We start from the raw sequence: 18,111 nt of genomic DNA on the forward strand, positions 1-18,111 counted from the left end.
AGGGGAAACTTTATTCAATCAAATTCTTGTCCTCATCATAGAGGCCTATCAATAGGCTATTACCATTTCCATCCACTTTGACCCCACCATATTTGGCATTTTCATACTTCTCTCCTTCACCTTCCTGGAAAAAATAGGATTCGGCTCCAATGTTGATGTTGTTCCAGCTCTTTTTGGTGTAGTTGATTAAAAATTCACCGGGGTGCAATGGCAATTTTTCACGCTGTACCCTAAATTGATCAAGGGTGTTGTCCGAATGGAGAGTAACTACGCAAAAACCGGTTTTGGAGATTTTATCATAATCAATATCACCGGATATACCATAACGTAACCGCATATAATCCCCCTGAATTAGAGAGCGGGGATCCACTGGGGCGAGCTCCAGAAGGATGAGCTGCCCATCCTCCAACAGTTTCTCCTTTTGAACAACAGAATTGCTGAACAGCACCAGTACCAAGACCAAATTTGCCAATATTACAATTTTCTGAATGTGGTTCATTTCTTGGTCATTTTAAGGGTGAACAAATAGAAAAGTAGAAATACCACTCCAGATGAAAACAGGATTATGGACTTTGTCAACAGGGTCAGGTTGAGGTCGTAGTAATATTGTGAAACAAAATAGGTGAGGGCAATGATTCCAATAGCCAGACCTGTTTTGTAATTTATTTTAAAACTCAATAATATGATCAGGATTGCACCTGAGATCGCGGGCGCCATGACAGCGGGCAACAAGACTGCCACGCTAAGGACATAAATCAAGATTTTGGTATTTACCGAGACCACACCAACTACCTTGATCAAATCCTTGACCAAATAAAGCACGGCCAAAAAAGATACCACTGAGGAGAGCCAGATATAGCTTTGATCAATGGGAAACAAATCTCGCTTGCCCAAGGCAATCGATCCAATTAAAAAGGAAAACAGCAATCCAATTCTTAGGGGAGCGTACAGTTTGGAAAGCTTATTGCCAGATGTAAGGAACTTGGCCTCGTTGAGAAAACAATATACCAACAGCAGTGCATAAACCGCTAGGTACAGGTGAATCAAATTATACTGGTCATTGGAAATGATCAAAATCAGCAAGCAGCCACCAACACCAAGAATGGAGAGAAAGGACAGCATATAGGTCTGTGTAACAAACAAACTGCCCAAGGCCGTAATCAAGACCAAAAGAGTAACCATATCCTCATTTACTTCCAAGTTCAATAAACTTATGATGACCAAGGCAAAGCCTATAAGGTAAATGGAGATGCTAAAAGTGTCGATGATGAGCCGATCGAACATTTTGTTCAAGATCAAAGCTCCAGATATTAAAACTACACCCAGCACCAGCATTCCCACTTCGGATTCGTAGACGCCTAAAATGAACAGAAAGCCCAAAAATGCCAAGGAAGCCAAAAAGCCACCAAAAATGGAAAGCACCTTTATGGCCAAACTGGAAGTTTCGCTCTTATCCCGGACAAGGGCTTCCAAAATGGCGCTTTCATCAGATTGAAAGTGCTCCCCTTCCTTTTTTTGGATGGTTTCTAGAAATGTCTTTACCCGATTTGTGCGTTCCATTTTCTGTGAAGTTTTATGAGCCACATGATTAACAAGGTCACACTGCTTATAATGAACAAGCTTATGATCAGAAACATTCCAGCATCATCCGACAGTTTGATCAGAAATGCAGAAAACATAATAATCGAGCTAAAGCCAATGATGGAAGGGTAAAAGGCGTTTTTGTTCTGTAAGCCATATAATACCCCTGCCACATAAAGCAGCAGCACAGTAAACAGGAGCATGTAAAATGCAGTCTCTGGCGGGTCAAAAATTCCGATACAGACACCCATGGTGGCATAAACAATGGCCGCCAACGCAATCAAATGAGTAAACCAGGACGGGGGATCTATATTTTTAGCCCATTCGGAACCCAATAGAAATACTACGAGAATAAAGCTATTGACCCCAAATAACAAGGCATGATGAAAGACATCTGACCACCCATGAGCGACCTGCTCTGCATAAAGAACAATTGTAATGTTTATCAAGGTGATGAAAACGGTCCATAAGGGTGCAAAATTTACAATGGCTACCCAAATGGCAATTAGCAAAGTCCAATTGAGAAATAGATCATAAGCATTAGCGCCTGTCTGGTACACTTGCCCAAAAACAGCCAGGAATACCCCAACCAGAACAGCGCTTGCCGTAAGCAGGGCTTTTTTAACCAAAGGATTCATCTGGGCCAATACCGCTGTTATTGTAGTGGCTACAAAAAGGCCGCTGATCAAGCCGAGTTTGGCAAACTTGTGAAGCGCATCCCAATTATAGGCAAAGAAAAAGATGATACCTGCCACTGTGAAGGAGACTCCGAGGCCCAAAAAAAAGACTTTCAGGAATTTCAGCCAGTCCCCGGAAGCATTGTAAATATAATCATGTAAAGCCCTGGACACTGAAGAAGTAGACCAGTTGCTATTTTTTGCAATGATTCGAATTTCCTCCCTGCGGATTTTTTCCATATCCAGAAAGATAACAAAATAGTGGGTCTGTTTATCACTAAATTGATGGATGACTCCTTCAAATTGATAGATTGCTCATTTTGCTTTATAACTTGGAAAGGAGAAAACCTAATTTGCCGTTCTTCGTTGCCGTAAGACCAAAAGGGTTATTAGATAAATCAATACAATCCCAAAAGGGATGGCAACAAACCGATGTTCAGGCAAAGCATACCAGAGACCTAGAACCAGAAGGGTTCGGGTAGCCGCATGAAAGATCCCAACCCAATGTTTAATGATCCAAGAGAAGGGAATCCACATTCCCCCCAAAAGGATTCCAACCGTTAGGGGAAGGGAAGTGTAGTCCACTAGAAAAAAGGGGATGGCAATGGCGTATACCATTACTGCCTGGCCAACGGTATAAAAAAACAAAGCATCAAACTCGTTTTTGGCCTTATTCCTCGCTAAAAAATTCTCGCCCGTAAACTTGGAAATGAACATGGCCAAATACACAATACTCCCTGTTCCAATGAAAAGCACCCAAACGGTGGCCTTAGCGGAAAGGAAAAGGGAAGCAATGCCCACCAAGGCCCATATAATAGCACCTGCCAAAGGAGTTGCCAAGAATTTACTGCTTGCAAAAGCGATGCGTTGTTTTTCCAAAGAAGCTCCCTCGTTTTCCATAGTAGAAATGTATTTGCTTAGACACTAAAACTGACTAATGAACCGTGGGTTTCAAAACCCAGTTTTGCATAGATGGGTTCTCCCAATTTGGAAGCGACCAGAAAGACCTTTTTGGTTCTTGATGCCTCAGCTTTGGACAATAAAGCCTGTGTCAATCTTTTGCCCAGTCCCAATCCTCTGTAAATGGGAAGCACCCCGATCATATGGATACCTGAATTTCCATCACCATCAAAATAAACCATGCCGCAACTGGCATATATTCCTAAATGCACGCCCAAATATAAATGAAACTGTTGATGTCCAAGCAATGCATTTATGGTACCTGGATGAATGGTATAACCAAAAGCCTTGGAAGCCACTGTGGCAAATTCAAGAGCATGTTTTGAGCTACTAACGACAACGATATCATCAGGTAACCCATGGGGATGATCTTGATCTGATGAAAGGCACATGGCCTTGACCCGGGAGGTTTCTTTAAAGCCGTTGAGCTTCAATTTTTCGATTTGTTTTTCGTCCTCCCCTATGGAAAGAGAATTGGGAAGAATACCAATCTGCATACTTCGTTGGATGTATTCAAAGTCCGTTATGGAGGAATCGGTTATAAAAACTTTGCTTGGCCAAGAATTGGAAGGGGCAAGGGTGGAGGTATATCCCTGCCCCGTCTTGGTAAACCCTCCTTGGTTCCCAATTTCGGACCAAAACTCAAACAGATGGCCCACTATCTCTTGGTTAAAAGTATTCATAGCACTAGACACTTGAAGCTTCAACGAAAGCCGCAGAGTCCTCATAAAACCTGTACTCCTTGATTTTGTCATCTTCAATAATGCTCAATTGGACCCAATCGCTGACGAACATTTTCCCTGTTGCTTTTAGTTCGTGGCTAAAAGAACCATTGGCAAATACCACGTTATCCTGTGCCACAATTCGTTCCACTTCAAAACTTTTGGTGTTGAATACGGCGAGTATGTTGGCAATAAATTGTTTGGCTTCCTTTTTAGTTCTGTACATGCCGTGCAATTGTTCTTTGGGTCTTTGCTGCTCTTTTACACTTACAATAAGGCAGTCTTCGTGAAAGGAATCCAGCACCTGAGTTGTATTTCCATTTTGAAAGGCGGTAAAGTAGTCGTTAACTACCTGAATGTTTCGATTTGATTTTTCCATGATTTGATTTTTCTATGAATGAAGTATTTGTAAAAAGTTCTGGATGACCCCGTCAAACTTGGCAGCCTCTTCCTTATTTGTAATTTTATGATTGACAGGGTCAAAGTTGTGATTGAAGCTACCAAGGGAATACGAATCCGTAAGATTCCCGCCCCAAATAGGCAGGAGTTTTTCCAAAACTTTTAGATTGGAACCCCCGCCATTGTATCCTGGAGATGTGCTTAGGAGCAACACTGGCTTATCGCCAAAGAATTTTTGATCTATTCTCGAAACCCAGTCAATAAGGTTCTTCAAAAAAGCTGTGGGGAGCCCATTGTGTTCTGGAGATGCAACAATAAAACCATCTGCTAGCGCAAATTCCTTGAAAAGCAATTTAATGGGTTTTGGTAATCCCTTTTCCTCCTCTTGAAGGCTATAAAGGGGCACATCCAATGTGGTTGAGCTTATCCTAGTGATTTGGGACGAGTGAAGCGCCCCCAAAGCAGCCGTCATTAATTTTTCATTGATGGAATTTGGGCTGTTACTGCCCGTTAAAGCGAGTATCTTTTTCATTGTACCGTGATTTATGGTACAAAGTTTCCAAACTCTCGGGGCCTGAATCTTAAGGTATCTTAAGAAAGAGGGATTAAGGAGAATTTTTTCGCAATGAGCTTAAAAATTCGGGGGTAATCCCCAGATAAGAGGCAACCATGTATTGAGGGACACGTTGTTCTATGGCACGGTATTTAGAACGGAATTCCTGATATCGCTGCTCGGCCGTTTTGCTCATGGTATCCATGGTACGTTCTTGAAAAGCCACATAAGCTTTTTCAAACTTCAACCGAAAAAAACGCTCAAGTGAAGGGATATCATGAAACAATTGGTCAAGGGTGTTTTTTGATATTTGAACCACGGTGCTGGGCTCAAGAGCCTGAACAAATTGCCTGGCAGGGGATTGGGTAAGGTAACTGTATAAGTCATTGATCCACCAACCCTCTATTCCAAATTGGACCACATGTTCTTTAGCCTCGGAATCCATATAGTAGGCCCGCAAACATCCTTTGGATATAAACCTCATGTGCTTGGAAGTATCTCCTGCAAAAAGTAAAACATCTTTTCTTCCAAGTTCAATAACCTTACAGTGTTGTTTTATAAGATGTTCCTCTTCCAAAGAAATGGCAACTGAGGTTTTAAAATGATTTAAAAGATGTTCAACAGGATTCACCTAGGCGCTAATTAAGAAGGAGACTTCCAAGATAGGGAATTTGAAGCCAGCTTACACTACCACATCCAATGCTGCAGGGAAGCGTCTCTCCATTTGGCCTTATAATCCGAGTCCACTACATAAATGATTAGATCAGCCTTATAATCGGCATCCACGAAATAGACTTTTTTGTCAGCTTTGTAATCTGCATCAGTGAAAAACCATAGCCCCTTGTTGTCTTGTGCTTTATAATCCCTGTCAACTTTATAAACCAAGAGATCTGCCTTGTAATCCCGATCGGCAACAAAGACTTTTATATCAGCTTTATAGTCCCGGTCCACAGCAAAAACTTTTTGGCCGTGCATGAAGTGCGTGCAAAATAGAAATACTAGAAAAGAAAATAGCGCTTTCACGGTTTTTGGTTTATTCTTAGGGAACCAAAACCATGCCAAGCCGCCTAATTGGATTTTAACAGGTCAATAAACTCATCTATAAATGTAGACTGGGCACTGGATTGTGCATGAATCAACTCGTTTTTCCTCGAATACAATCGGACAAACAAATCAAAGCGGACACGATAGACCATATTTTGGACTTCTGCATTTTCGGTATCTTTGAGTTTATCCAGTTTTCCCAGTTCTTTTTTCCACCATTCCCAATTCACTTTTTGCGGTTGTGCGAAGTCCTCCCGTAGTTGTTTGTCCCAAGCCATCACCCATTTTCGTTCCCGTTCCAATGTTTTTCCCAACTGGGCCAATTTCTTTTTGAGCGGCTTGGATTTCAGAAGCGCTGTATATTGGGTTTCTATACTGTCGATGTCCCAAATTCCTTTGTAGTCTTTTATGATGCGTTCCAGTTGTTCTGCTTCAAACAAAAGCCGTTGTTCCGCTCTGAAACGCTTTACCAGCGCATAGTCTTTTACATATTGAGCCCGTAATTTATCTGTTGGAATGGGCTTTTCCTTTTTGAGCTTTTGAAGATTTAACCAATCAAAAGCGCGCAGGATTTGTTCTTTTGGTGGCCATCGATGCTCCTCATCAAAAGTAATTAGGGTGCTGTTGAAATTGATGAGGTTTAGGAAGCCTTTGTTCTCTACCATTTCCTTATAGTTCATGTCCCTGTTCCCGCAGAGACCCACATAAGAATAGTCATGGGCCGCGGGCATATGCTCCTTGATTCCTGAGAACCCTGCCCCACAACCGATGACACCGGCAAACTTATTGGTCAGCGATGCGATGGCACTTGCCAAACGTGAACCCCCGGAAAAACCGGAAGCATACATCTCATCCTCTTTAATATTGAAATGGGAAAAAACATGGTTGAACAAGTTGTTGGCCAGGGCAAAGTTTCTTTCGTAGGGGGCGTTTCTGGAGTTGTTGGAACAGATGAGGATATGACCATACTTTTCCGAAGCGGGAATAAAAGGTTGAATACCGGAAGCTCCCCTAGCGGCAGGATCAAAAATAAAGACAATGGAACTCAGTTCCTGATTGGAAAAATTCTGGGGCAAATAGAGCGCAAAGGTCTCTTTTTGGGCTCCATTGACTGGGATAGAATCGTGTATTTCCCCTTTTTCATAGTGTTGTTGACCAAATAGGGGAATGTTGAAAACCAGTATCAGAAATAGGCATGGGCTACACCTTTTCATGACCTACCGAAGAATGCCATTGTATTTGGAATCATCTCCGAGCAAGGCCGTGGCACTGAGAATGGCATCATCATGCTTTAGGTAATATTGATAAAGACCTTCTCTATAGAAGTATCGTTTGATGATCTCGTCTTCAAGATTTTTCCTGATTTCCCTTTGATAGGTATCCAAAGCGGAAATTTTACCGTTGTTGATGGCCAATAACAGATCCTTGTACTTTTCTTGGACATTGGATCCCAACAAGTGATCCTCGGAGTTCATGGTTTGTTCCAATAACTCTTCTGTTTCGGTCTGGAATGAAAAATCCTGTGTTTGCGCATATTTTTTGAATGCCCCAAAATCCGAATCCGTAAAAGTGAAATCACCCACCGAGGCAAAGGAGTGGTCAAAATAGAAATCCGTGGCAAAGTCAAAGATGATGTTGTTTTGCTGCAATGCATCAATAAGGCTGTTGGTTTTGATGGATGCAATTTCCACATCTGGCATTACCCCTCCACCGTCCTGTACCTTGCGGCCATTTCTTGTGGTGAACTCCTGAAATTGGGTGTTCCTGACGGCGTTTCCTTCCTCATCCCTGTTCCAATAATCCAAGGACTGGATACACCTTCCTGAGGGGGTATAATATCGTGAAATGGTTACCTTAAGTTGGGTGCCATACGTAAGCTTGAGCGGTCGCTGTACCAAGCCTTTTCCAAAACTACGGGCGCCCATGACCACGGCTCGGTCCAGATCCTGCAATCCCCCGGAAACAATTTCACTGGCCGAGGCACTTCTACCGTCCACCAACACCACGAGCGGGATATCCAAATCTTCTGGCTGATTTTTGGTCTTGTACTCTTGATTGAATTTTTTGACCTTGGATTTTGTGGTTACGATCAGCTCTCCTTTGGGAACGAACAAATTGGTCACATTGATGGCTTCTGTAAGAAGTCCCCCAGGATTTCCCCTTAAATCGAGAATCATCCGCTCCGCGCCTTTACCCTTTAGATCTTGTAGTGCCGATTTGGTTTGGCTGGAAGCTTTTCTATTGAAACGGGAAAGAACGATATAACCCGTTTTTTCGTCGATCATGTCATAAAAAGGAACCGCATCCACTTCCACTCCTTCGCGGTTTAGAGTGGCGGTCTTGGTTTCTCCCTGTCTTACAAAAGTGACATTTACGGAAGTGTTGTTGGCCCCTTTGAGCAATTCGCTGGCGTTATCGTCAAAATCGGCAACCGTGATGTCGCCAATCTTTATGATTTCATCCCCAGCCTTCAATCCAGCCTTATCAGCGGGATACCCTTTATAGGGTTCAACAATGAGTAATTTGCTCTCATAGGATCTGACCAAGGCCCCAATACCTGAATATTCGCCTGCGTTGTTGATTTTATAGGCCTCCACATCCTGTTCATTCAGAAAACGGGTATAGGGATCCAATTCTTCCAACATGTTCTTAATGGCTGAATCCATCAATTCCGCAGGATTCGTCTCATCCACATAATTCATGTTGAGTTCCTTGAAAAGCGTGGTGAAGATTTCGATTTGTTTCGCTATCTCGAAGAAATCGCTTTTAAATCCGGAAGTGGCAACCAAAATGGTGAGCGCTACAACTGGAACCCAAATTCTTTTATTGATCAGATTTTTCATGGGATTCTTTTTTTATGAATGCTTCCAAAAGCTGAGTCATGGCTTTGTCCACCTCCTTGGCGTTGGGCATCGTATTACCAAGGTATAAAAATAGAAACGCAAAGTTTCCCTCTACATTGTTAAAAAGAAGGTGCTTGTTCAACCGATAAGATTCGCGAAGCAGGCGCTTTACCCGATTCCGATCAACGGCATTTTTAAACTTTTTCTTTGGAGCTGCTACACCAGCCTTGAACTGAACATCATCGAATTCACTTTTGATGTAAAGCAGCCTAATTGGAAAGGCCTTGACACTTTTTCCCTCAACAAAAAGTTGCTCAATCAGCTTTTTGCTCTTGAGTTTTTCTTTTTTGCTGAAGGAGGCCATTTTAGTGCTACTTAAATTATCTCGCTAAGAATGAACTTCGGCCTAAAACGAAGGCCGCTCTGATCTTAAGGCTGCCAAACGTTGTTTTCTCCATTTACATCGGCCATGAGCTGTGATGGATCAATGACCAAAGCTTGGATATCGCCCAAGGGCTTGTCTATGATCAACTCATAGGTGGGATGCGCCCAAGTCCAATCTTTTGCCACGGTTCTTTTTAGATTGGGATAGGGGTTATCCTTTTCACCTCTCATCATTTGAAGAGGGATGTAATAAGTTTCCTGGGAGCCATCCGTATTGGCTACCAACAAATCAATGGGCATGGGCATATCTCCAATTCTTTCCAAGATCACCTTGGTCTGGTTTCCGGAAGCCTCAACACTTTTGATGGCATAGTCAATCGTGTTGGTTGTTTGGGTCCAATCCACCAGATACCATTCGAGCTCCATTCCTGATATTTTTTCCGCTGTGCGCTTTATATCGTTGGGAACAGGATGTTTGAACTTGAAATCTTCATAGTATTTACGCACCGATTCCATGAGCTTATCCTGTCCTATTACATAACCCAATTGGGAAAGGAAAATAGAACCTTTGCTATAGGCGGCAATGCCATAGGCAAAGTTGGTGCTATAGCGATCGGCATGGGTGGCCTGTGGTTTTTCCAAACCAGAATTGACGAGTGCATAGTATCCTTTGTAGGAACCCTCAAACGGATTTTCCTTGCCCTGTTCCATAATCTCATTCATACATAGACTGCTGATGAAAGTAGTAAAGCCTTCATCCATCCACTCATGCTTGGATTCGTTGGTGGCCAGCACATGTTGAAACCAGGAATGTGCCATTTCATGCACCATAACACCAACCAAACTTCCGAAAGAACGGTTACCTGTGATCAAGGTACTCATAGCATACTCCATTCCGCCATCTCCACCTTGAACCACCGAATATTGCTCATAGGGATATTTGCCAATATTCTTGCTAAAGAACCGCATGGCATCAGCCGTTTTGGGCTGCAGATTTTTCCAGTTTTCTATGATTTCCGGATTGTTTTTGTAATAGAAATGGAGGGTGGGTCCATCTTCCATTTGCAGGGTATCATGAATGTATTCAGGGTCCGCTCCCCACATAAAATCATGGACATTTGGCGCCTTAAAATGCCATGTCAAGGTTTTGCCCCTGGTCTTAACCTTGGTGCCGGGGGCCTCATATCCATGTCCCACCTCTTGCGGGTTTTGAAGATAACCTGAACCGCCAACCACATAGTCTTTATCCAACGTCAATTTTACATCAAAATCCCCCCAAACCCCGTGAAACTCTCTTGCGATGTAAGGGTTGGCATGCCAACCTTCAAAATCGTATTCGGATAATTTGGGATACCACTGGCTCATGGAAAGGGCCACGCCTTCGGATGTGTTTCTGCCCGACCGTCTAATTTGGGCAGGCACTTGTCCTTTAAACGCCATATCCAAGGTAGTTTTGCCTCCTGAGGGAATGGGTTGTGCCAAATCCACCACCAAAATGGTTCCTTCTTCGGTAAAAGATACAGCTTGACCATCCTGGGTAAGGGTTTCTACATGCAAATAACCCATTTCAGATTCAGATAGGGAAGCAATCCTGCTTTTCCCATTTTCCATCATCCTGCCATCGGGATCTTTAATGCTTTGCAAGCGGGCATCCATCTGGCTACCAGGCTGAAAGGCATTAAAAAATAAATGATAGTACACCCGATTCAATGCATCGGGAGAGTTGTTGGTATAAATTAGTTTTTGTGTACCCGTATATTGAAATGTCTTTACATCCATCTCAACATCCATGGTATAATCTACATGCTGCTGCCAATATGAAGTGTTCTGCGCAGGCAATGAAAACACAGCGGCTAAAGCAATTGAAAAGAAAAACCAGGCCTTCTTCATATTATTTGGTGTTGTTGCTAAGGGTTGCTTTTCCTTTAGTGATGCTTTCTGCCAGCAGTAAGGCGTTGTAAGCATTCACCATTTTCCCAGATTTGGAAATCTTGTCAAAAGTTGAGGCGTTGGCCGGATCTCCCGAAACAATTACGGAAGCTTTGGTGCCCAACCCTGATTGGATAATAATCTGCTTTACTTGTACCGCTGACAACTGCGGGTAGTATGATCGTACCAATGCCGCAACGCCTGCCACAGCCGGGGCGGCCATGGAAGTACCTCCCATAAAATCATATTTATTGTTTGGCAAGGTGGAATAAATGGCATCTCCAGGCGCAAAAACATCCACGTTTTGGCTGCCGTAATTGGAGAAAGTTGCCACCATTTTGGAACCATAACTGCTGGTTAATGCCCCAACTGTGATTACGTTGTTGGCAATTTCCATGGCTCCAAACATGTGATCATTAGGGTAGTTTGGATTTTCAGGACTATCCAAATCATTTCCATCGTTTCCTGCGGCATGTACAATTAAAACATCTTTTGAAGCGGCATATTTTATGGCATCATACACCCATTGCGCGTTGGGGGAAAAGGATTTTCCAAAACTACAGTTGATGATTTTGGCACCATTGTCCGCGGCATATCTAATGGCCAAGGCGACATCTTTGTCATATTCATCACCATTGGGTACGGCGCGCACACTCATGATTTTCACATTTTTGGCAACTCCGTTCACCCCTTTTCCATTATTCCGTTCCGCAGCTATAATTCCGGCAACATGGGTTCCGTGGCTTTCCGTATCCACCCTATTTTTTGGGTTTCCGTTCCCATACTTTTTGTCACTAAAGTCATAAGGATTGTCCCCAACGGTCTGTCTTCCGTCAAAATCCTTGTTGAGGTTGTAGTTGACCTGATCCGTGAAATAGGTAATACCCTCGTTGAGTTCTTCCATTACACTGGGAATATTCTCGCCATAGGAGAACATTTGGGTGAGTACGGCAACATGCTGCTGCATTTCCTCCGTTTTTGGCTCAATGGACAACAACTCTTTTTTGGTGTATGAACTTTTGCCCAACTCTTTTTTCACTGCCTCATCGGCGCCCTTAACCACTTGGAAAATCTGCTCGTACTGTTGTTTATTCTGCAATGCTTTTGGATAAGCTTCGTCCAGTTTTAAGCGAGCCTTGGCTCTTGCAGAGGCATCCCCAACACCTACTCGGAGCATGCGCACATACTCCAATTGTTCGTTATAGGCCTCGCCAAGGAAATTATAGCCATGGATGTCATCTATGTAGCCATTTCCGTCATCGTCCCTGCCATTATTGGGTCGCTCACCTTTGTTGGTCCACAGCACCCCGTCCAAATCTTCGTGTTCAATATCGATTCCCGAATCAACTACGGCCACAATAACGGTTTTCCCGTTTTTGTTCTTGATAATTTCCCGGTAGGCCTTGTCCACGCTCATGCCTGGTATGGTATCCGTAATGAGGTCTGCATGCCCCCAGGTTTTTTTCTGATATTCTGACAATTCCGATACCTTAAGAGGAATGGTATCTATATTTTCAACGGGTGTTGAAACAAGAGTAGTGGCACCGCACCCCATTAGGAAAATGGAGGCGGAGACCATGGAGAAAGAAAGATTGAAATAACTGCGATTCATATAGATGATTTTAATTGAAATGTAAAACTTTATTGTGAATTGAATACTTCATCAAAGGAAAACAATTGATCCAGGCGCACGCCTTTTTCCGTTTTTTTGAGGGTGCATAATTGGTTGTGTGCATCGTGCTCAAAAAAGAGGAGGTAATTGTTTTCCGCAACTGTATTCAAAAAATTAGCCTTTTCCTTCAAGGTTAGTAGAGGTCTAGTATCATAACCCATAACGTAAGGTAAGGGAATATGCCCAACTGTTGGAATCAAATCTGCAACAAAAACCAAGGTCTTGCCCTTATAGGTAACATGGGGCAACATTTGTTTTTCCGTATGTCCATCTGCAAAAAGAATGCCGAACCCCAACTCTGAACGCTCTTGAAATGCAACTTCTTTCCGATCTACAAAATGAAGTTGGCCACTTTCTTCCATGGGCAAAAGGTTTTCTTTTAGAAAAGAGGCTTTTTCCCTAGCATTTGGATGGGTTGCCCATTCCCAATGCTCTTTGTTGGACCAAAACCGTGCATTTTTAAAAGCAGGCTCATACCCCGTTCTATCGGTATTCCATTGGATACTTCCCCCACAATGGTCAAAATGGAGATGGGTCAAAAAAACGTCCGTGATATCATCCCTATGAAACCCCAATGTTTCCAATGAAGCATCCAAACTGTGGTTTCCCCAACGATAATAGTAACTGAAGAATTTTTCTGATTGCTTGTTTCCCAGACCATTGTCAACCAAAATGAGCCTATTGCCATCTTCAATGAGAAGACAGCGCGCGGCCAAATCGATCATATTGTTGTTATCTGCCGGGTTGGTTCTGCTCCAAATAGATTTGGGCACCACTCCAAACATGGCCCCCCCATCCAATTTAAAATTTCCGGTCTCAACGGGATAAATAGTCATTCAGAAAAGCAAATGGCGTGCAAAATAAGAAAAGCAAGCCTTAAATAGTTAAAAAACATGGGTTTATTGGCCGTATTTTAACAAAAATCAAACAGGCACGGATGGCCTCAAAAGTTTGGTGAGCTGCCGCCCAAAATAGATCATGGCCTTGGTTTCTTGAACACGCAACAATCGTTCTTTTTTAGGAATGGGGCCTCAAAATATCACAATATGAAGAAAGAAGTACCCAATGTCATAAGTTTGACAAAATTCTAAAAGAAAAACGTTAAATTTCAAGAAAACTAACTCATGGTAGAGCTTGCGGGCATTATAATTTTGGGAATCATTGCACAATGGGTGGCATGGCGCTTTAAACTTCCCGCTATTTTACCGTTGATTCTGATCGGGCTTTTGGTAGGTCCAATTGCCACGTTGTACACGGAGGATGGAGGCAAACTAATTGAGCCCATTTGGAATGGGAAAAAGGGACTTTTTCCTGGAGAGGGCCTCTACTATTTTGTATCCTTGGCCATCAGCATCATTCTGTTTGAGGGAGGACTTACCCTTAAACGAGCCGAAATAAAGAATGTGGGTCCGGTAATCACCAAACTGATTACTGTGGGGACCGTGGTTACTTTTTTTGGAGCTGGAGTAGCTGCGCATTACATATTTGAACTTACTTGGCAAATTTCATTCCTGTTTTCTGCATTGATCATTGTCACAGGACCAACCGTAATAACACCAATTCTGAGAAACATCCCATTAAAAAAAGATGTTTCAGCAGTGCTTAAATGGGAAGGCATTTTGATAGACCCCATCGGAGCCTTGGTGGCGGTATTGGTTTTTGAATTTATTAGTGTGGGAGAAGGCCAGGCGTTTACCAAAACCGCATTGATCGAGTTTGGCAAAATCCTATTGTTCGGGACCACCTTTGGTTTCACTTTTGCCCATGCCCTGGGGTTTGTCATCAAAAAAAACCTGGTGCCACATTATTTGCTGAATGTGGTATCGCTTTCTGTGGTGCTGTTGGTGTACGTGGAATCAGATGTGTTTGCCCATGAATCGGGATTATTGGCCGTGGTGGTCATGGGAATGGTCATGGGAAATATGAATTTGCCCAATTTGAAAGAGCTCCTATATTTTAAGGAATCGCTAAGTGTTTTGCTGATTTCCATTTTATTTATCCTTTTGGCGGCCAACATTAATATTAGTGACTTGGAGCTCATTTTTAATTGGAACACGGCCATTCTGTTTGCCGTGGTTGTTTTTGTGATACGGCCGTTGGGTGTTTTTCTAAGTTCTATGGGTTCCGATTTGAAACTCAATGAAAAGCTTTTTATTGGTTGGGTTGGCCCTAGGGGTATTGTTGCGGCGGGAATAGCTTCGCTATTTGGCTCCAAGCTGTTGAGCAAAGGGGAACCAGGAGCTGAATACATTACGCCTTTGGTGTTCATGATTGTGTTGGGAACGGTACTTTTGAATGCGACTACAGCCCGTTTTGTGGCCAAAATTGTGGGGGTGTTCTTAAAGAAATCCGAAGGAGTGTTGATCATTGGCGCTTCCAAAGTGTCCCGTCTTATTGGGAGCTACCTCAAAAAGAACAATAGGCATGTGGTATTGATAGATAACAACCAAGCCAATATTGAAAAAGCACAACGTTTGGGACTTGAAGCTATGACAGCCGATATTTTTTCGGACTCGCTGACGGACAACATTGAACTGAACGACATGGGTTTTTTGTTGGCCTTAACCGGAAACTCGGACATTAATGAATTTGCTATTGAAAAATTCCAACGGCAATTTGGGGAAAACGGGGCGTTCAGATTGGTAAACTCAGATGAGATGAACGATCCTGACAACAACCCACAAGAAGGGCTGTTCTCCCATACGGACGACTTCATCAAATTGATTGAGGTGGTGCGGAAATACCCTGCCATTCAAGAAATAGACCTAAAGGACAAACAACATTATGATGATCTGATCGATCTGGCCCAAAAGGACAGCGAGATCATCCCTGTTTTCACAAAAGCCCCAACTGGGGTCATAGACGTTATCCCTGCCAACAGCAAGGACTTTTCTCCAAACGGGAATGGTTACAAGCTGGTGTATATGGGAAAAACCATTAATATTGACTAGAATCCCAGTCTTAGGATTCCTCTCAAAACTACATTTTTAGCAAAAATCCCTTCATCCGTCAATTGAAAACGGCCATCCGTCAATTTGGAGCATGATTTAGGTTGTATCTGTTGGTACTTTACCCCAGTTATGAGTTACCTAAATCTTTCAAAAATGAAAAAGTCTACACTTGTATGGTTATGGTTGATTACCTTAACAATTGGTTGTTCAGTTGATGCGATTAAGATGGCTGAGACTTTGGAATCAACAAAGGATTCCCCTGAAGTAGTCAAATCATCTGAATGTTTTTCGTGTATAGCACAAAATGGTTACAAGCTTGAAATTTGTGATAATATGGACGACACTTATACTTTGTTTTTAGCAGGAGAAAACATGAAGACTATTGGACCAGAAGAATTAGAAGGTAAAACTCCTAAGGAATTTGTTGCCGAGGGATGCCAATTGGACAGGTTGGATTTTGCAGAGTAATTTCCTAGTCGTTCAGTTTAAGGACTGCCATAAACGCTTGTTGTGGAATCTCCACATTCCCCACTTGGCGCATGCGTTTTTTCCCCTTTTTCTGTTTTTCCAAGAGTTTACGCTTTCTGGAAATATCACCCCCGTAACATTTGGCGGTAACATCTTTCCGAAGCGCTTTTATGGTTTCCCTGGAAATGATTTTGGAACCTATGGCCGCTTGGATGGGAATATCAAACTGTTGCCTTGGGATAAGCTCCTTTAATTTTTCGCACATCTTCTTCCCAATACTATGGGCGTTATCAAAATGAACCAATGCAGATAAGGCATCAACAGGCTGCGCATTCAACAAGATATCCACGCGGACCAATTTGGAAGTTCGCATTCCTATTGGGGTATAATCGAAAGAGGCATAGCCTTTTGAAACGGTTTTCAATCGGTCGTAAAAATCAAAAACGATTTCAGCTAGGGGCATATCAAAAGTGAGCTCCACCCGCTCGGTGGTCAAATAGGTTTGATTGGTGATTTGACCCCGCTTTTCAATGCATAAAGACATCACGTTGCCCACAAAATCCGACTTGGTGATAATGGTGGCCTTTATATAAGGCTCCTCAACACGATCTACTGTGGAAGGATCGGGCAAGTCCGAAGGATTATTAACAATGATTGCTGTTTCCCTGTCCTTGGTAGAGTATGCGTGATAGCTAACATTGGGCACCGTAGTAATAACGGTCATGTTGAACTCCCGCTCCAATCGCTCTTGGATAATCTCCATGTGCAACATGCCCAAAAATCCACATCTAAAGCCAAAACCAAGTGCGGCACTACTTTCAGGAGTAAATACCAAGGAAGCATCGTTCAACTGCAATTTTTCCATGGAGGAGCGAAGCTCCTCAAAATCTTCCGTGTCCACAGGATAAATTCCAGCAAAAACCATGGGCTTAACGTCCTCAAAACCTTCAATGGCGTTTTGGGTGGGTTTATTGGCATCTGTTATGGTGTCCCCAACCTTGACCTCCCTAGCGTCCTTGATCCCCGTAATAAGATACCCCACATCTCCAGAGGAAACAACGGGCTTGGGAACCTGATTTAATTTTAAGGTGCCAATTTCGTCGGCAAAATAGTCCTTGTTGGTGGCCACAAACTTGATTTTCTGCCCTTTCCTTATTTCTCCATTGATGACCCTGAAATAGGTTTCCACGCCTCGAAAAGGATTGTAAACGGAATCAAACACCAAGGCCTGTAGGGATTCATTTGGGTTTCCCTCAGGAGCGGGAACCCGCTCTATGATAGCAGTGAGGATATCCTCTATTCCAATACCGGTTTTGGCACTGGCTGGAATCACTTCCTCTGGGGTGCACCCCAAAAGGTCAACAATATCATCCGTAACTTCCTCTGGGTTGGCACTGGGTAAATCCACTTTGTTGAGCACGGGAATGATTTCCAAATCGTTTTCCAGGGCCAAGTATAAGTTTGATATGGTTTGGGCTTGGATACTTTGGGCCGCATCAACTACCAAAAGGGCGCCTTCGCAGGCTGCGATGGATCGCGAAACCTCATAGGAGAAATCCACATGCCCAGGGGTGTCAATAAGGTTGAGGATATAAGTTTCTCCCTCATGAACGTATTCCATTTGAATAGCATGGCTCTTGATGGTAATTCCACGCTCCCGCTCCAGATCCATATTGTCCAACAGCTGATCCTGTTTTTCCCGATCGGTAACAGAGCCTGTAAAGTCCAATAAGCGGTCTGCCAAGGTACTTTTACCATGGTCTATATGTGCAATGATGCAAAAATTCCTAATCCTCTCCATATCAATAATTGCCCGTAAAATCTTAGGCTTTAAAGCAACTGCAAATATAGCTCTTTTAGCTACCCGACTACTGGTTTTTTGTAAATATGACGTAAGGACGACGTATATGGCTCTAAAATATTTTCTT

General features: G+C 42.9%; 18 protein-coding genes. 2 read left to right on the forward strand and 16 right to left on the reverse strand.

From position 1 onward, the window contains the following. Window positions 1-10 precede the first annotated feature (10 nt). From ACRHOZ_RS15075 to ACRHOZ_RS15145, 15 genes are all read right to left on the reverse strand, one after another. Window positions 11-499: a GDYXXLXY domain-containing protein gene (locus ACRHOZ_RS15075; RefSeq protein WP_431127056.1), complete on the reverse strand. Its 489-nt coding sequence runs from the start codon at window positions 497-499 to the stop codon at window positions 11-13. Continuing rightward, window positions 496-1,560: a DUF4401 domain-containing protein gene (locus tag ACRHOZ_RS15080; RefSeq protein WP_431127058.1), complete on the reverse strand. Its 1,065-nt coding sequence runs from the start codon at window positions 1,558-1,560 to the stop codon at window positions 496-498. The genes ACRHOZ_RS15075 and ACRHOZ_RS15080 overlap by 4 nt, the downstream gene beginning before the upstream one ends. Then, on the reverse strand, window positions 1,539-2,498 hold the full coding sequence (locus tag ACRHOZ_RS15085; RefSeq protein WP_431127060.1) for a DUF2157 domain-containing protein: 960 nt from the start codon (window positions 2,496-2,498) through the stop codon (window positions 1,539-1,541). Before ACRHOZ_RS15085 ends, ACRHOZ_RS15080 begins: the two co-directional genes overlap by 22 nt. Window positions 2,499-2,606: 108 nt before the next feature. Then, window positions 2,607-3,158, reverse strand: a complete 552-nt coding sequence (locus ACRHOZ_RS15090; protein WP_431127062.1) for a DUF7010 family protein — start codon at window positions 3,156-3,158, stop codon at window positions 2,607-2,609. 17 nt (window positions 3,159-3,175) lie between these two features. After that, window positions 3,176-3,901: a GNAT family N-acetyltransferase gene (locus ACRHOZ_RS15095; protein WP_431127064.1), complete on the reverse strand. Its 726-nt coding sequence runs from the start codon at window positions 3,899-3,901 to the stop codon at window positions 3,176-3,178. Window positions 3,902-3,905: 4 nt separating this feature from the next. Next, a complete protein-coding gene (locus ACRHOZ_RS15100; protein ID WP_431127066.1) occupies window positions 3,906-4,319 on the reverse strand; it encodes a nuclear transport factor 2 family protein in 414 nt (137 codons plus the stop codon). 12 nt (window positions 4,320-4,331) lie between these two features. After that, window positions 4,332-4,871, reverse strand: coding sequence for an NADPH-dependent FMN reductase (locus ACRHOZ_RS15105; RefSeq protein WP_431127068.1), 540 nt, complete (start codon window positions 4,869-4,871; stop codon window positions 4,332-4,334). Between the two features lie 73 nt (window positions 4,872-4,944). Beyond that, the gene (locus tag ACRHOZ_RS15110) at window positions 4,945-5,523 is read right to left on the reverse strand and encodes a Crp/Fnr family transcriptional regulator (protein WP_431127070.1); all 579 of its coding nucleotides are present in this window, start codon (window positions 5,521-5,523) and stop codon (window positions 4,945-4,947) included. A 56-nt stretch (window positions 5,524-5,579) separates the two neighbouring features. Next, entirely contained in the window at window positions 5,580-5,867 is a 288-nt protein-coding gene (locus tag ACRHOZ_RS15115) for a DUF6150 family protein (RefSeq protein ID WP_431127072.1), read from the reverse strand. 92 nt (window positions 5,868-5,959) lie between these two features. Further along, window positions 5,960-7,150 (reverse strand): hypothetical protein, encoded by a 1,191-nt coding sequence (locus tag ACRHOZ_RS15120; RefSeq protein ID WP_431127074.1) that lies wholly within the window; start codon window positions 7,148-7,150, stop codon window positions 5,960-5,962. Between the two features lie 3 nt (window positions 7,151-7,153). Continuing rightward, window positions 7,154-8,779 (reverse strand): S41 family peptidase, encoded by a 1,626-nt coding sequence (locus tag ACRHOZ_RS15125; RefSeq protein ID WP_431127076.1) that lies wholly within the window; start codon window positions 8,777-8,779, stop codon window positions 7,154-7,156. Further along, on the reverse strand, window positions 8,760-9,143 hold the full coding sequence (gene rnpA, locus ACRHOZ_RS15130; protein ID WP_431127078.1) for a ribonuclease P protein component: 384 nt from the start codon (window positions 9,141-9,143) through the stop codon (window positions 8,760-8,762). The genes ACRHOZ_RS15125 and rnpA overlap by 20 nt, the downstream gene beginning before the upstream one ends. A gap of 65 nt (window positions 9,144-9,208) precedes the next feature. Beyond that, window positions 9,209-11,053, reverse strand: a complete 1,845-nt coding sequence (locus ACRHOZ_RS15135) for a M1 family metallopeptidase (RefSeq protein ID WP_431127080.1) — start codon at window positions 11,051-11,053, stop codon at window positions 9,209-9,211. Window position 11,054: 1 nt separating this feature from the next. Beyond that, complete coding sequence (locus ACRHOZ_RS15140) at window positions 11,055-12,704, reverse strand: S8 family peptidase (protein ID WP_431127082.1); 1,650 nt, start codon at window positions 12,702-12,704, stop codon at window positions 11,055-11,057. A 29-nt stretch (window positions 12,705-12,733) separates the two neighbouring features. Next, window positions 12,734-13,600 carry an MBL fold metallo-hydrolase gene (locus ACRHOZ_RS15145; RefSeq protein WP_431127084.1) on the reverse strand — a complete coding sequence of 289 codons (867 nt, stop codon included), beginning with the start codon at window positions 13,598-13,600 and terminating at the stop codon, window positions 12,734-12,736. Between the two features lie 288 nt (window positions 13,601-13,888). Between ACRHOZ_RS15145 and ACRHOZ_RS15150 the strand changes: the two genes are divergently transcribed. Together ACRHOZ_RS15150 and ACRHOZ_RS15155 are read left to right on the forward strand one after the other, a co-directional pair. Then, complete coding sequence (locus ACRHOZ_RS15150; protein ID WP_431127086.1) at window positions 13,889-15,715, forward strand: cation:proton antiporter; 1,827 nt, start codon at window positions 13,889-13,891, stop codon at window positions 15,713-15,715. Between the two features lie 153 nt (window positions 15,716-15,868). Continuing rightward, entirely contained in the window at window positions 15,869-16,183 is a 315-nt protein-coding gene (locus ACRHOZ_RS15155) for a hypothetical protein (RefSeq protein WP_431127089.1), read from the forward strand. A gap of 4 nt (window positions 16,184-16,187) precedes the next feature. On the opposite strand, the gene lepA is transcribed toward ACRHOZ_RS15155, so the two are convergent. Continuing rightward, window positions 16,188-17,984 carry a translation elongation factor 4 gene (gene lepA / locus ACRHOZ_RS15160; protein WP_431127091.1) on the reverse strand — a complete coding sequence of 599 codons (1,797 nt, stop codon included), beginning with the start codon at window positions 17,982-17,984 and terminating at the stop codon, window positions 16,188-16,190. Window positions 17,985-18,111: the final 127 nt, after the last annotated feature.

The organism is Flagellimonas flava, from assembly GCF_050617915.1.
Classification (GTDB): domain Bacteria; phylum Bacteroidota; class Bacteroidia; order Flavobacteriales; family Flavobacteriaceae; genus Flagellimonas; species Flagellimonas flava_A.